Annotated in this window: 14 protein-coding genes; 11 read left to right on the forward strand and 3 right to left on the reverse strand. The window is 71.9% G+C overall.

The window, feature by feature from the left end; genetic code table 11:
- Positions 1-40: 40 nt before the first annotated feature.
- From ispG to ACIQHQ_RS30765, 4 genes are all read left to right on the forward strand, one after another.
- Entirely contained in the window at positions 41-1,198 is a 1,158-nt protein-coding gene (ispG, locus tag ACIQHQ_RS30750; protein ID WP_402617975.1) for a flavodoxin-dependent (E)-4-hydroxy-3-methylbut-2-enyl-diphosphate synthase, read from the forward strand.
- Positions 1,199-1,381: 183 nt separating this feature from the next.
- Positions 1,382-2,230 (forward strand): GNAT family N-acetyltransferase, encoded by an 849-nt coding sequence (locus tag ACIQHQ_RS30755; protein ID WP_402617978.1) that lies wholly within the window; start codon positions 1,382-1,384, stop codon positions 2,228-2,230.
- Positions 2,231-2,357: 127 nt separating this feature from the next.
- Positions 2,358-2,888, forward strand: a complete 531-nt coding sequence (locus ACIQHQ_RS30760) for a GNAT family N-acetyltransferase (protein ID WP_402617981.1) — start codon at positions 2,358-2,360, stop codon at positions 2,886-2,888.
- 107 nt (positions 2,889-2,995) lie between these two features.
- Positions 2,996-4,696 carry a proline--tRNA ligase gene (locus tag ACIQHQ_RS30765; protein ID WP_402617983.1) on the forward strand — a complete coding sequence of 567 codons (1,701 nt, stop codon included), beginning with the start codon at positions 2,996-2,998 and terminating at the stop codon, positions 4,694-4,696.
- A gap of 111 nt (positions 4,697-4,807) precedes the next feature.
- Here ACIQHQ_RS30765 and ACIQHQ_RS30770 read toward each other — a convergent pair whose 3' ends face one another.
- The 3 genes from ACIQHQ_RS30770 to ACIQHQ_RS30780 are packed head-to-tail and all read right to left on the reverse strand — an operon-like array spanning position 4,808 to position 6,768.
- Positions 4,808-5,707 carry an aminoglycoside phosphotransferase family protein gene (locus ACIQHQ_RS30770; protein ID WP_402617985.1) on the reverse strand — a complete coding sequence of 300 codons (900 nt, stop codon included), beginning with the start codon at positions 5,705-5,707 and terminating at the stop codon, positions 4,808-4,810.
- A 48-nt stretch (positions 5,708-5,755) separates the two neighbouring features.
- Positions 5,756-6,220, reverse strand: a complete 465-nt coding sequence (locus ACIQHQ_RS30775) for a ferritin-like domain-containing protein (RefSeq protein WP_402617989.1) — start codon at positions 6,218-6,220, stop codon at positions 5,756-5,758.
- Positions 6,217-6,768, reverse strand: coding sequence for a hypothetical protein (locus ACIQHQ_RS30780; protein WP_402617991.1), 552 nt, complete (start codon positions 6,766-6,768; stop codon positions 6,217-6,219). The genes ACIQHQ_RS30775 and ACIQHQ_RS30780 overlap by 4 nt, the downstream gene beginning before the upstream one ends.
- Positions 6,769-6,996: 228 nt before the next feature.
- Between ACIQHQ_RS30780 and rimP the strand changes: the two genes are divergently transcribed.
- The 7 genes from rimP (at position 6,997) to truB (ending at position 13,973) form a co-directional block, all read left to right on the forward strand.
- Positions 6,997-7,494, forward strand: coding sequence for a ribosome maturation factor RimP (gene rimP, locus ACIQHQ_RS30785; RefSeq protein ID WP_390989233.1), 498 nt, complete (start codon positions 6,997-6,999; stop codon positions 7,492-7,494).
- Between the two features lie 2 nt (positions 7,495-7,496).
- On the forward strand, positions 7,497-8,495 hold the full coding sequence (nusA, locus tag ACIQHQ_RS30790) for a transcription termination factor NusA (RefSeq protein WP_306930432.1): 999 nt from the start codon (positions 7,497-7,499) through the stop codon (positions 8,493-8,495).
- A 102-nt stretch (positions 8,496-8,597) separates the two neighbouring features.
- Positions 8,598-8,894 (forward strand): YlxR family protein, encoded by a 297-nt coding sequence (locus tag ACIQHQ_RS30795; RefSeq protein ID WP_402617996.1) that lies wholly within the window; start codon positions 8,598-8,600, stop codon positions 8,892-8,894.
- Between the two features lie 145 nt (positions 8,895-9,039).
- The gene (gene infB, locus ACIQHQ_RS30800; RefSeq protein ID WP_402617999.1) at positions 9,040-12,159 is read left to right on the forward strand and encodes a translation initiation factor IF-2; all 3,120 of its coding nucleotides are present in this window, start codon (positions 9,040-9,042) and stop codon (positions 12,157-12,159) included.
- Between the two features lie 133 nt (positions 12,160-12,292).
- Complete coding sequence (locus tag ACIQHQ_RS30805; RefSeq protein WP_283970333.1) at positions 12,293-12,586, forward strand: DUF503 domain-containing protein; 294 nt, start codon at positions 12,293-12,295, stop codon at positions 12,584-12,586.
- A 32-nt stretch (positions 12,587-12,618) separates the two neighbouring features.
- Entirely contained in the window at positions 12,619-13,071 is a 453-nt protein-coding gene (rbfA, locus tag ACIQHQ_RS30810) for a 30S ribosome-binding factor RbfA (RefSeq protein WP_402618003.1), read from the forward strand.
- On the forward strand, positions 13,068-13,973 hold the full coding sequence (gene truB, locus ACIQHQ_RS30815; RefSeq protein ID WP_402618006.1) for a tRNA pseudouridine(55) synthase TruB: 906 nt from the start codon (positions 13,068-13,070) through the stop codon (positions 13,971-13,973). Before rbfA ends, truB begins: the two co-directional genes overlap by 4 nt.
- The last annotated feature ends 69 nt before the right edge of the window (positions 13,974-14,042 follow it).

Below are 14,042 nucleotides of genomic sequence, written 5' to 3' on the forward strand. Positions count from 1 at the left end.
GGGACCGGACCTTGATCCACGACTTGGGGTTGCACAGCAGATGACTGCGATTTCTCTCGGCATGCCGTCCGTTCCGACCAAGCTCGCCGAGCGCCGGAAGAGCCGCCAGATCCAGGTCGGGTCCGTGGCCGTCGGCGGGGACGCCCCGGTCTCGGTGCAGTCGATGACCACGACGCGCACGTCGGACATCGGCGCCACCCTCCAGCAGATCGCCGAACTCACCGCCTCCGGCTGCCAGATCGTCCGTGTCGCCTGCCCGACCCAGGACGACGCCGACGCCCTTGCGACCATCGCCCGCAAGTCGCAGATCCCCGTCATCGCCGACATCCACTTCCAGCCGAAGTACGTGTTCGCCGCGATCGAGGCGGGCTGCGCGGCGGTCCGCGTCAACCCGGGCAACATCAAGCAGTTCGACGACAAGGTCAAGGAGATCGCCAAGGCGGCCCGGGACCACGGCACCCCGATCCGCATCGGCGTCAACGCCGGCTCCCTCGACCGGCGCCTGCTCCAGAAGTACGGCAAGGCGACCCCCGAGGCCCTGGTCGAGTCGGCCCTGTGGGAGGCGTCCCTCTTCGAGGAGCACGACTTCCGCGACATCAAGATCTCCGTCAAGCACAACGACCCGGTCATCATGATCGAGGCGTACAAGCAGCTCGCCGCCCAGTGCGACTACCCGCTGCACCTCGGCGTCACGGAGGCCGGTCCCGCCTTCCAGGGCACGATCAAGTCGGCGGTCGCCTTCGGCGCGCTCCTGTCCCAGGGCATCGGCGACACGATCCGGGTGTCGTTGAGCGCGCCGCCCGCCGAGGAGGTCAAGGTCGGCATCCAGATCCTGGAGTCCCTGAACCTCAAGGAGCGCGGCCTGGAGATCGTCTCCTGCCCGTCCTGCGGCCGCGCCCAGGTCGACGTCTACAAGCTGGCCGAAGAGGTCACCGCCGGCCTCACCGGGATGGACGTCCCGCTCCGCGTCGCCGTCATGGGCTGCGTGGTGAACGGCCCCGGGGAGGCCCGCGAGGCCGACCTCGGCGTCGCCTCCGGCAACGGCAAGGGCCAGATCTTCGTCAAGGGCGAGGTCATCAAGACCGTCCCCGAGTCCAAGATCGTGGAGACCCTCATCGAGGAGGCCATGAAGCTGGCCGAGCAGATGGAGAAGGACGGCGTGGCCTCGGGCGAGCCGTCGGTGGCGGTCGCGGGCTGAGCCTCCTCGGATCGGCGGTGGCCCCGCGCCCTGTCTCACAGGGGCGCGGGGCACTGCGCGCCCAGCCACGAAAAGCCCCGCAGCCGCCCGCAGAGCAGTACCCCCGAGCTCCGGGCGCCCCGGCCCAAGCAGCGCAGCTATAGTGCGGGGATCAGCCGACCCCAGTGTGTGAGGCCCCCGCACGTGTTGACCCAGACGACCTCACGGCTCCTCGAACCGAGCGACCTGGACGCCGCGCTCGCCGTTCTCGACCGCGAGCCGGTCGCGAACGCCTTCGTGACGTCCCGCGTGCAGATCGCCGGGCTCGACCCGTGGCGGCTCGGCGGTGAGATGTGGGGCTGGTACGAGGACGGTATTCTCACGTCCCTCTGCTACGCCGGAGCCAACCTCGTCCCGATCTGCGCCGGTCCGCGCGCCGTCCGCGCTTTCGCCGACCGTGCCCGCCGCGCCGGGCGCCGCTGCTCCTCCATCGTCGGCCCCTCCGGCGCCACCTCCGATCTGTGGCGGCTGCTGGAACCCCATTGGGGTCCGGCCCGCGAGGTCCGCCGCCACCAGCCGCTCATGGTCACCGACCACCTCCCGGCCGACGTCACCCCGGACCCCTACGTCCGCCGCGTCCGCAAGGACGAGATGGAGACGATCATGCCGGCGTGTGTCGCGATGTTCACCGAGGAGGTCGGCGTCTCCCCGCTGGCCGGCGACGGAGGCCTGCTCTACCAGGCCCGCGTCGCCGAACTCGTCGGCTCCGGCCGCGCCTTCGCCCGCTTCGACTCGGACGGCAAGGTCGTCTTCAAGGCCGAGATCGGCGCCGCGACCGACCGCGCCTGCCAGATCCAGGGCGTGTGGGTGGCCCCCGAACATCGGGGCACCGGCCTGGCGGCCCCCGGCATGGCGGCCGTACTGCGCTACGCACTGGCCGACGTCGCCCCCGTGGTCAGCCTCTACGTCAACGACTTCAACACGGCGGCGCGCAGGACGTACCGCCGGGTGGGCTTCGAAGAAGTCGGCGCCTTCATGAGCGTCCTCTTCTAGGGCCCGGGCGCGAACCGGCCTCCAGGGGCGCGCGGCGGCGGCGCGCGACTCCGCCGGGCGGCGTGCGAGCGGACCACATCGACCGGCACCCGGACGGCGACGGAAACCCCCCTGTAGGCTCCCCGCCATGGACCTGGTGATCGGCCCCCTCGACCTCTCCGCCCACGTGGACGAGGCCCTGGCCGTCCAAGCCGTGGCCTTCGGCCTCGGCCCCGACGAAGTCGCCGTCCGCCGCCAGATCGTCCTCCGCCACATGACCTATCCCGGCGCCCGCGCCCTCGGCGCCACAGCCGGCGGCGATCTGGTCGGGTTCGTCTACGGCATGCCCAACGACCGCACCCACTGGTGGTCCACCGTCGTGGAGCCCTACCTGCGCGAGCGGCACAACGACCGCTGGCTCGACGACTCCTTCGTGATCACCGAATTGCACGTCCACCCCGCGTACCAGAACCGCGGCCTCGGACGCTCCCTGATCACCACGATCACCGACAGCGCCGCCGAACCCCGCTCGATCCTCTCCGCGATCGACACCGACAGCCCCGCCCGTGCCCTCTACCGCTCCCTCGGCTACCAGGACCTGGCCCGCCAGGTCCTCTTCCCCAGCGCGCCGAAGCCCTACGCCGTGATGGGCGCCCCACTGCCCCTGCGCCGCGGATAACCGATTTCCACCGCCCCGCACCCCCCGGCTAACCTCCTGCCATCACCTTCCCCCGCTCGCGGCTCCGCCCGGGAGGGGGGACCCCCAGCAGCAGGAGCAGAGGAACCATGGCGAACGTACCGGTCCAGCGCATGTCCCAGTTGTTGGCGAAGACGTTGCGCGACGACCCGGCCGACGCCGAGGTCCTCAGCCACAAGCTCCTCGTCCGCGCCGGCTACGTGCGCCGTACCGCCGCCGGCATCTGGAGCTGGCTGCCCCTCGGCAAGAAGGTGCTGGCCAACGTCGAGCGGATCGTCCGTGAGGAGATGGACGCCGTCGGCGCCCAGGAGGTCCTGCTCCCCGCCATCCTGCCGCGCGAGCCCTACGAGGCCACCGGCCGCTGGGAGGAGTACGGCCCCGAGCTGTTCCGTCTCCAGGACCGCAAGGGCGGCGACTACCTCCTCGGCCCCACCCACGAGGAGATCTTCACCCTCCTGGTGAAGGACCAGGCGTCCTCCTACAAGGACCTGCCGGTCATCCTCTACCAGATCCAGAACAAGTACCGCGACGAGGCCCGCCCGCGGGCCGGCATCCTGCGCGGCCGCGAGTTCCTGATGAAGGACTCCTACTCCTTCGACACCGAGGACGAGGGCCTCGCCACGTCGTACGCCCTGCACCGCGAGGCCTACCAGAAGATCTTCGCGCGCCTCGGCCTCGACTACCGCATCTGCGCCGCCACCGCCGGCGCGATGGGCGGCTCCAAGTCCGAGGAGTTCCTCGCCCCCGCCGAGGCCGGCGAGGACACCTTCGCCGACTGCCCGAACTGCGACTTCGCGGCCAACACCGAGGCGATCACCTACGAGTTGAAGCCCGTCGACGGCTCGGGCGTCCCGGCCGCCGAGGACATCCCGACCCCCGACACCCCGACCATCGAGACCCTCGCCGCCTCCCTCGGCGTCCCCGCCTCCGCCACGCTGAAGAACCTCCTCGTGAAGGTCGACGGCGAGATCGTCGCCGTCGGTGTCCCCGGGGACCGCGAGGTCGACATGGGCAAGGTCGAGGCGCACTTCGCCCCGGCCACCGTCGAACTGGTCACCGAGACGGACTTCGCCGCCCGCCCCGACCTGGTCCGCGGCTACGTCGGACCGCAGGGCCTCGACAAGGTCACCTACATCGCCGACCCCCGGGTCGCCCCGGGCACGGCGTGGATCACCGGCGCCAACAAGCCCGGCACGCACACGCAGAACGTCGTCGCGGGCCGTGACTTCGAGGTCGACGGTTACGTCGACGTCGTGGTCGTGCAGGAGGGCGACCCCTGTCCCCAGTGCGGCACGGGCCTCGTCCTGGACCGCGCCATCGAGATCGGCCACATCTTCCAGCTGGGCCGCAAGTACGCCGACGCCCTCAAGCTCGACGTCCTCGGCCAGAACGGCAAGCCGGTCCGCGTCACCATGGGCTCCTACGGCATCGGCGTCTCCCGCGCGGTGGCCGCCCTGGCCGAGCAGAGCGCCGACGACAAGGGCCTGTGCTGGCCCAAGGAGGTCGCCCCGGCCGACGTCCACGTGGTCGCCGCCGGCAAGGCCCTGCAGACCGAGCTGGCCCTCGACATCTCCGGGAAGCTGGCCGCGGCCGGAGTCCGCGTCCTGGTCGACGACCGCCCCGGCGTCTCTCCGGGCGTCAAATTCACGGACTCCGAGCTGATCGGCGTACCGCAGATCCTGGTGGCGGGTCGGCGAGCCGCCGACGGCGTGGTGGAGCTGAAGGACCGCCGCACCGGCGAGCGCGAGGAACTCACGGTCGAGGAGGCCGTCGCCCGTCTCACGGCGTAGCACTGAGGGCGCCGGGCGGGCCGGCCCGCCCCGTCCGCCCGGTGCTTCGGGGCACGGGCGGAACCGGCGGTCCGGGGGTGCGGCCCCCGGCCCCTCGGTACCGCCGGCGCCCTACAGCCACCCGGCGAACTCCAGCAGCAGCTCGGCGTCCCGGGGCCGCCCCACCCGGCCCGCCCGCACCCCGGACTCCACGGCCCGGAACAGCGTCCAGCCCCGCAGCCGGCCCTGGTCCACGTCCAGGGACTCGGCCAGCCGCTTCACCCGCCGCCGGGTCGTGGCCGCGCCGGACGGCTGGGCGATCAGGTCCTCCACCCGGTCCCGGACCAGCCGGGCCAGATCGAACGCGCACTCGCCGACCACCGGGTCGGGCCCGACGGCCAGCCACGGCATCCGCTCCCCGGCGAGCACCTTGCTCTGCCGGAAGGTGCCGTGCAGCAGCCGGTGTTCGGGCGGCGCGGCCAGCAACTCCTCGCGCGCCGCGAGCGCCAGGTCGACCAGCGGGGCGACCTCGGGATCGGCCTGCGCCCGGGCCCGCATCGCCTCGGCCTGCCGCCCGGTCCGTTCGGCCACCGTCTCGAAGGGGAAGTCGGCGGGCGGGTCCACCCACAGCCGCCGCAGCGTCCCCGCCGCCTCCAGCAGCGCCTTCGCCTCCGGCAGCGACCGCAGCGACACGTCCGGATGCAGCCGCTCCAGCAGCAGGACGCCCTCGGTCGAGAAGGGTTCCAGCAGGTGCACGGCACCCCGCCCGGCCCAGTGCGCGAGCGCGGCCCGCTCGGCCTCCGGACGGGCCCGGCCCGGCGCCAGCTTCAGCACGGCGGGCGATCCGTCGGCCGCCCGCACCAGTACCACCAGGCTGCTGCGCCCGCCGGGCACCTGCACCCGCTCCACGGTCAACTCGCGCAGCGCGACGGCCTGCTGCGTAGCCACGGGCAGCTTCTCCAGCCAGTCGTCACCGTCCGGCGCCGTCTCACCGAGTGCCCTCACCAGGCGCTCAGGCGGTTCGAAAACCATGCGCGAGTCGTTCCCTTCATGCTGTCCGCGGTGCGCGCCCTGCACGCGTCACGCCGTCGGCGCCGCCGAGGGCGGGGCCGTGCCGGCCCGCTCGGCGAGCCCAGGGAAGGCTACGCTCCCGCCGCGCCAGCGCACCGCCCGCACCGCCGCCTCCCGCAGCGCCTCGGCGGCCAGGGCGCGCCGCTCGCCGCCCGCCGCGCGCACCATGTCGGCGTACACTCCGGCCACCCGGTCCTCCAGCGCGGCGGCGAACCGCACGGCCGCCGCCGCGTCCGGCACCGCGAACGGCAGTGCGTACCCGGCGGACGCGGCCACCGGCCGGCCCCCCAGGTCCTTCACCTCGCGCACCAGCGCATCCCGGCGCGCTCGGTGCGCGTCGTACGCCGTGAGTGCTTCGGCGCGCTGCCCGTCACCGATCTTCCCGCCGACGACGCCGTACCCGTACACCGCCGCGTGCTCGGCCGCCAGCGCCGCCTGAAGGGCCCTGAGCTCCCGGTCCCTCGCCTCGCTCACGCGTCTCCCTCCGTCAGCAGATACACGTGCGCCGCCCCGGCCGCCGCCACCGACGCCAGCAGCCGCGCCAACTCACCCGGCACCTTGTCCAGCGCCTTGGCCCGCCGGTCCGCGAGCTCCCGCTCCGCGGCGGCGAGCCCGGCGAGGGCGTCCTTGTCGTTCCCCGGCACAGCCGCGGACGGCGCGGACGACACCGAAGCGGACGGCGACGGAGAGGCCGACGCGGATGCCGGAGGAGAGGCCGAGGCCGATGGCGTCCGGCCACCGCCGAACGCCTGCGCGTGCCGCACCACCTCCTCGCGCAGTGGCCGCAGCCGCTCCGCGAGCCCCGGCCGGGCGGCGATCACCGCGTCGTACCGCTCCACCAGCCCCTCGCTGTCCCGGGCCGCACGCGCGCGTGCCCGGTCGGCGGCCGACGGGCCGTCGCCGGCCGGCCCGCCGGAGTCCCCGCCGGTGCAGCCCGGCAGGGCGAGAGCCGCCGGGGCGACGGCGAGCAGACTCCTTCTGCGCGGCCCGGAGCGGGCACGCGGCGATGGGGGGAACGGCACGTCAGACGTCCTCGGGGGCTCGTTTCGAGAAACATTCGAGAATCATTCGAGAAAGAAGGGACGGCAAGGGCTGCACGCCCGTGATCACGGTACCCGGGCCCCCGCCCGGCATCACTCAGCGGCACCGTCCGTGACCGGGTGGACGGCAACACACCCCGCGACCGGATACCCTTTGACCAGACACGCGCCCCATCCCACAACAGCACACGCGGCCGAGGAGTCACCCGGATGAGCACCACCCAGAGCGAGAGGCTGCGAGGACTGCTGGAGCCGCTCGTCACCTCTCAGGGCCTGGATCTCGAAGAGATCGAAGTGGACTCCGTCGGACGCAAGCGTGTGCTGCGGGTCGTCGTCGACTCGGACACGGGCGCCGACCTGGACCAGATCGCCGATGTGAGCCGCGCGCTCTCGGCGAAGCTCGACGAGACGAACGCGATGGGCGAGGGTGAGTACACCCTCGAGGTCGGCACCCCGGGCGCGGAGCGCCTGCTCACGGAACACCGGCACTACGTCCGCGCCACGGACCGGCTGGTGAAGTTCCAGCTGGCCGAGGGCGGCGAACTGGTCGCCAGGATCCTGAAGGTCGACGACGAGGGTGTCGACACCGAGGTACCCGGGGTCAAGGGCCGCAAGGCCACCGCGCGCAGACTCGTCTTCGACGACATCGTCCGGGCGCGTGTCCAGGTCGAGTTCAGCCGCAAGGACAAGAAGGAAGAGGAGGCGTAGCCGTGGACATCGACATGAGTGCCCTGCGGGGCTTGGTTCGGGAGAAGGAGATCTCCTTCCCCCTGCTGGTCGAGGCGATCGAGTCGGCCCTCCTCATCGCCTACCACCGCACCGAGGGAAGCCGCCGCCACGCGCGCGTGGAGCTCAACCGGGAGACCGGCCATGTGACCGTGTGGGCGAAGGAGGACCCCGACGACCTCGAGGAGGGCCAGGAGGCCCGCGAGTTCGACGACACCCCGTCCGGTTTCGGCCGTATCGCCGCCACCACGGCCAAGCAGGTCATCCTGCAACGCCTGCGCGACGCCGAGGACGACGCGACGCTCGGCGAGTACGCCGGGCGTGAGGGCGACATCGTCACCGGCGTGGTCCAGCAGGGCCGCGACCCGAAGAACGTGCTCGTCGACATCGGCAAGCTCGAGGCCATCCTGCCGGTGCAGGAGCAGGTGCCGGGGGAGACCTACCAGCACGGCATGCGGCTGCGCAGCTACGTGGTCCGGGTCGCCAAGGGCGTCCGCGGTCCGTCCGTGACGCTGTCGCGCACGCACCCCAACCTGGTGAAGAAGCTCTTCGCCCTGGAGGTGCCGGAGATCGCCGACGGTTCGGTGGAGATCTCCGCGATCGCCCGTGAGGCCGGTCACCGCACGAAGATCGCCGTACGGTCCACCCGCTCCGGCCTGAACGCCAAGGGCGCCTGCATCGGCCCCATGGGCGGCCGCGTGCGCAACGTCATGGCCGAGCTGAACGGTGAGAAGATCGACATCGTGGACTGGTCGGACGATCCGGCCGACATGGTGGCGAACGCGCTGTCCCCGGCCCGGGTCTCCAAGGTGGAGATCGTGGACATGGCGACTCGGTCGGCCCGCGTAACCGTGCCCGACTACCAGCTGTCCCTGGCCATCGGCAAGGAAGGGCAGAACGCCCGCCTCGCGGCCCGGCTGACCGGCTGGCGGATCGACATCCGCCCGGACACGGAACCGGCCGGTAACCACTCCGAGGAATAGATCCAAGCCGCGGGCCGTTCAGATCACGACAGGTTCATGCGCGCCAACTGTTCGAATCCTGCCCCAAAGGGGTGAGGCGCGCACGGGGAGGTAGACTTAACGGTGTCTGGCCGGACGCGCGACCAAGCATGCCCTGAACGCACGTGTGTGGGGTGCCGGGAGCGAGCGGCCAAGACGGAACTGCTGCGGATCGTGGCGATCAAGGACGCATGCGTCCCTGATCCACGCGGTACGCTGCCCGGCCGGGGTGCGTACGTTCACCCCGCACCGGTCTGTCTCGACCAGGCGGTACGCCGCCGGGCGTTCCCGAGGGCACTGCGCGTCCCGGGACCGCTCGACACAAAGGCGTTGCGCCGATACGTCGAGCAGACGACAGTTGCCGAGCAGGCAACACGGTAAGACGTGCCGTACGGAACCCCGTGCGGCTAGGTACCTCGCGAGTCGAAAGCAGGTCGAGATTGCGATGAGCACTCGATGAGTACGCGATGAGTACGCCCATGAACTAGCGACGGTCCGGACGCAACCCGGACCTCAAAGGAGCGAAGTGGCTAAGGTCCGGGTCTACGAACTCGCCAAGGAGTTCGGTGTCGAGAGCAAGGTCGTCATGGCCAAGCTCCAGGAACTCGGTGAATTCGTCCGTTCGGCGTCTTCGACGATCGAAGCGCCTGTTGTACGCAAGCTGACGGACGCCCTCCAGCAGGGCAGCGGAGGCGGCAAGTCCGCCCCTGCCCGCAAGGCTGCCCCGGCAAAGCCGGGCGCCCCCTCACCCGCGCAGGCTGCCCGTCCGGCCGCCCCGCGCCCGCCGGCCCCCAAGCCGGCCGCCGAGAAGCCCGCGGCCCCGGCCGCGCCGGCTGCTTCCGGCCCCCGTCCCACCCCGGGCCCGAAGCCCGCGCCGCGGCCCGCCCCGGCGTCCCCGGCTCCGACCACGCCCGAGTTCACGGCACCCCCGTCGGCTCCCGCCGCGCCGTCCTCGCCGTCCTCGCCGTCCTCGTCCCAGGGGTCCCAGGGCTCCGGCCCGCGTCCGGGCGCCCCGCGTCCGGCCGGCCAGGCGCCGCGTCCGGGTGCTCCGCGCCCGGGTGGTTCCGGACAGGGCGGCCAGGGTCGCGGTGACCGTGGCGACCGTCCCGGCGCTCCGCGCCAGGGTGGCGGCGCCCCGCGTCCCGGTGCCCGTCCGGCGGGTCCCCGTCCGGGCAACAACCCGTTCACCTCTGGTGGTTCCACCGGCATGGCGCGCCCGCAGGCGCCCCGTCCCGGTGGTGCCCCGCGTCCCGGCGGCCCCGGTGCGCCCGGCGGCGCCCCGCGTCCGCAGGGCCAGGGCCAGGGCGGTCCCCGTCCGCAGGGTGCCGGCGGCGGTCCTCGTCCGCAGGCTCCGGGCGGCGCGCGTCCGACCCCGGGCGGCATGCCCCGCCCGCAGGGCGGCGGCCCCCGTCCCGGCGGCGGTCCCGGCGGCCCGCGTCCCAACCCCGGCATGATGCCGCAGCGTCCGGCTGCCGGCCCGCGTCCCGGTGGCGGTGGCCCCGGCGGCCGCGGTCCCGGTGGCGCCGGTCGTCCCGGTGGCGGCGGCGGTCGCCCGGGTGGCGGCGGCTTCGCCGGTCGTCCCGGTGGCGGCGGTGGCGGTTTCGCCGGTCGCCCGGGTGGTCCCGGTGGCGGCGGTTTCGCCGGTCGTCCCGGTGGCCCCGGCGGCGGTGGCCGTCCCGGCTTCGGTGGTCGTCCCGGTGGTCCCGGTGGCCGTGGTGGCACGCAGGGTGCCTTCGGCCGTCCCGGCGGTCCGGCGCGTCGTGGCCGCAAGTCGAAGCGGCAGAGGCGCCAGGAGTACGAGGCCATGCAGGCCCCGTCGGTCGGCGGTGTGATGCTGCCTCGCGGCAACGGCGAGACCGTTCGCCTGTCGCGCGGTGCCTCGCTCACCGACTTCGCGGAGAAGATCAACGCCAACCCGGCGTCGCTCGTCGCGGTCATGATGAACCTCGGCGAGATGGTCACGGCCACGCAGTCCGTCTCCGACGAGACGCTGCAGCTCCTCGCCGACGAGATGAACTACACGGTTCAGATCGTCAGCCCGGAGGAGGAGGACCGCGAGCTCCTCGAGTCCTTCGACATCGAGTTCGGTGAGGACGAGGGCGACGAGGAGGACCTCATGGTCCGCCCGCCGGTCGTCACCGTCATGGGTCACGTCGACCACGGTAAGACCCGGCTCCTCGACGCCATCCGCAAGACGAACGTCATCGCGGGCGAGGCCGGCGGCATCACCCAGCACATCGGTGCCTACCAGGTCGCGACCGAGGTCAACGACGAAGAGCGCAAGATCACCTTCATCGACACCCCGGGTCACGAGGCGTTCACCGCCATGCGTGCCCGTGGTGCGAGGTCGACCGACATCGCCATCCTGGTCGTCGCGGCCAACGACGGCGTCATGCCGCAGACGGTCGAGGCGCTCAACCACGCCAAGGCGGCCGAGGTCCCGATCGTCGTCGCGGTCAACAAGATCGACGTCGAGGGCGCCGACCCGACCAAGGTGCGCGGTCAGCTGACCGAGTACGGCCTGGTGGCAGAGGAGTACGGCGGCGACACCATGTTCGTCGACATCTCCGCCAAGCAGGGTCTGCACATCGACTCCCTGCTGGAGGCCGTGGTCCTCACGGCCGACGCCTCGCTCGACCTGCGGGCCAACCCGAACCAGGACGCGCAGGGCATCGCGATCGAGTCCCGTCTCGACCGCGGCCGTGGTGCCGTGTCGACGGTCCTCGTCCAGCGCGGCACGCTGCGGGTCGGCGACACCATGGTGGTCGGCGACGCGTACGGCCGAGTCCGGGCGATGCACGACGACAACGGCAACAGCGTGGCCGAGGCCGGTCCCTCGACGCCGGTGCAGGTCCTGGGCCTCACCAACGTCCCGGGTGCGGGCGACAACTTCCTCGTCGTCGACGAGGACCGTACGGCCCGTCAGATCGCGGAGAAGCGCGCCGCCCGTGAGCGGAACGCCGCGTTCGCCAAGCGCACGCGCCGTGTGTCGCTGGAGGACCTGGACAAGGTGCTCAAGGCCGGCGAGGTCCAGCAGCTGAACCTGATCATCAAGGGTGACGCTTCCGGATCCGTCGAGGCCCTCGAGTCCTCGCTGCTCCAGCTGGACGTCGGCGAAGAGGTCGACATCCGCGTGCTGCACCGTGGTGTCGGTGCGGTCACGGAGTCCGACATCGACCTGGCCATGGGCTCCGACGCCATCGTCATCGGCTTCAACGTGCGCGCCGCGGGGCGTGCGCAGCAGATGGCCGAGCGCGAGGGTGTCGACGTCCGGTACTACTCGGTCATCTACCAGGCGATCGAGGAGATCGAGGCGGCCCTCAAGGGCATGCTCAAGCCGGAGTACGAAGAGGTCGAGCTCGGTACGGCGGAGATCCGCGAGGTCTTCAAGTCGTCCAAGCTGGGCAACATCGCGGGTGTTCTCATCCGCTCCGGCGAGGTCAAGCGCAACACCAAGGCGCGCCTCATCCGCGACGGCAAGGTGGTCGCGGAGAACCTCAACATCGAGGGTCTGCGTCGCTTCAAGGACGACGTCACCGAGATTCGCGAAGGGTTCGAGGGCGGTATCAACCTCGGCAACTTCAACGACATCAAGGTCGACGACGTCATCGCGACGTACGAGATGCGCGAGAAGCCGCGCGTCTGACCTGAGTCACGATCGGGGCCGGTCGGCGGGACTTATTCCGTCGATCGGCCCCGGCCGTTGCGTGTACGGTTCCCGTATCGGCGTCCAAGCGCGGCGCCCGTACCCCGAGCCGGCGGGACATCCGGATACACACATGTATGTGGGGACTCTGTCCTTCGATCTGCTCCTCGGCGACGTCCACTCGCTCAAGGAGAAACGCTCTGTCGTCCGTCCGATCGTGGCCGAACTCCAGCGCAAGTACGGGGTGAGCGCGGCGGAGACGGGTAACCAGGACCTCCACCGCAGGGCCGAGATCGGACTCGCCGTGGTCTCGGGGGAGACGGGACACCTCACCGACGTACTGGACCGCTGTGAGCGGCTGGTCGCCGGGCGGCCCGAAGTCGAACTGCTCTCGGTTCGACGCAGGCTCCACAGCGACGAAGACTGAAGCAACGAGTAAGCACTTAAGGAGACGGACCAGTGGCCGACAACGCGCGGGCTAAAAGGCTGGCGGACCTCATCCGAGAGGTGGTGGCCCAGAAGCTGCAGCGCGGGATCAAGGACCCGCGGCTCGGCTCGCACGTCACCATCACGGACACCCGGGTCACGGGTGACCTGCGGGAGGCGACCGTCTTCTACACGGTGTACGGGGACGACGAGGAGCGCGCGGCGGCCGCGGCCGGCCTGGAGAGCGCCAAGGGCGTCCTGCGCTCCGAGGTGGGCCGGGCCGCCGGGGTGAAGTTCACGCCGACCCTGGCCTTCGTCATGGACGCCCTCCCGGACAACGCCCGCACCATCGAGGACCTCCTCGACAAGGCGCGCCAGTCCGACGAGAAGGTGCGCGAGGCGTCCGCGGGCGCGAAGTACGCCGGCGACGCCGACCCGTACCGCAAGCCCGAAGACGACGACGAGACGGACGACGCCGCCGAATGACCCAGAAGCACACCACGCCCGACGGCCTTGTCATCGTCGACAAGCCGTCGGGCTTCACTTCGCACGACGTCGTCGCCAAGATGCGCGGCATCGCCAGGACGCGACGCGTCGGGCACGCCGGCACGCTCGACCCGATGGCGACGGGCGTCCTCGTCCTCGGCGTCGAGAAGGCCACCAAGCTCCTCGGCCACCTCGCGCTGACCGAGAAGGAGTACCTGGGCACCATCCGGCTCGGGCAGAACACCCTCACGGACGACGCCGAGGGAGAGATCACCTCCTCCACCGACGCCTCCGGGGTCACCCGCGACGCCGTCGACGCCGGCATCGCCAAGCTGACCGGCGCCATCATGCAGGTGCCGTCCAAGGTCAGCGCCATCAAGATCAACGGAGTGCGCTCCTACAAGCGGGCCCGGGAGGGCGAGGAGTTCGAGATCCCGGCCCGGCCCGTCACGGTCTCCTCCTTCGGCGTGTACGACGTCCGCGACGCCGTCGCCGACGACGGCACGGCCGTACTCGACCTGGTCGTCTCGGTCGTCTGCTCCTCCGGCACCTACATCCGGGCCCTGGCCCGCGACCTGGGCGCCGACCTCGGCGTCGGCGGTCACCTCACCGCCCTGCGCCGCACCCGCGTCGGCCCTTACAAGCTGGACGCGGCCCGCACGCTCGAGCAGCTCCAGCAGGAACTGACCGTGTTGCCCATCGCCGAGGCCGCCACGGCCGCGTTCCCCCGCTGGGACGTCGACACCCGGCGGGCCAAGCTGCTCACCAACGGCGTACGGCTGGAGATGCCCGAGACGTACGCGGGCTCCGGCCCCGTCGCCGTCTTCGATCCTGAGGGCCGCTTCCTCGCCCTCGTCGAGGAGCAGCGGGGCAAGGCCAAGAGCCTGGCCGTCTTCGCCTGACGGGGAATCGGGGGACCGGGAGCCGCCCGTGGAGCGGCGGCCATGGGGTACCTCCACGTGCGCCGCTCC

This window comes from Streptomyces sp. NPDC092370 (assembly GCF_044755265.1).
GTDB lineage: Bacteria > Actinomycetota > Actinomycetes > Streptomycetales > Streptomycetaceae > Streptomyces.

Bases quoted from the DNA above. Each gene is read 5' to 3' on its own strand.
- ACIQHQ_RS30760 (WP_402617981.1), top strand. From the start codon at position 2,358: ATGGACCTGGTGATCGGCCCCCTCGACCTCTCCGCCCACGTGGACGAG.
- ACIQHQ_RS30805 (WP_283970333.1), top strand. From the start codon at position 12,293: ATGTATGTGGGGACTCTGTCCTTCGATCTGCTCCTCGGCGACGTCCAC.
- truB (WP_402618006.1), top strand. From the start codon at position 13,068: ATGACCCAGAAGCACACCACGCCCGACGGCCTTGTCATCGTCGACAAG.
- ispG (WP_402617975.1), top strand. From the start codon at position 41: ATGACTGCGATTTCTCTCGGCATGCCGTCCGTTCCGACCAAGCTCGCC.
- rimP (WP_390989233.1), top strand. From the start codon at position 6,997: ATGAGCACCACCCAGAGCGAGAGGCTGCGAGGACTGCTGGAGCCGCTC.
- ACIQHQ_RS30770 (WP_402617985.1), bottom strand. From the start codon at position 5,707: ATGGTTTTCGAACCGCCTGAGCGCCTGGTGAGGGCACTCGGTGAGACG.
- ACIQHQ_RS30765 (WP_402617983.1), top strand. From the start codon at position 2,996: ATGGCGAACGTACCGGTCCAGCGCATGTCCCAGTTGTTGGCGAAGACG.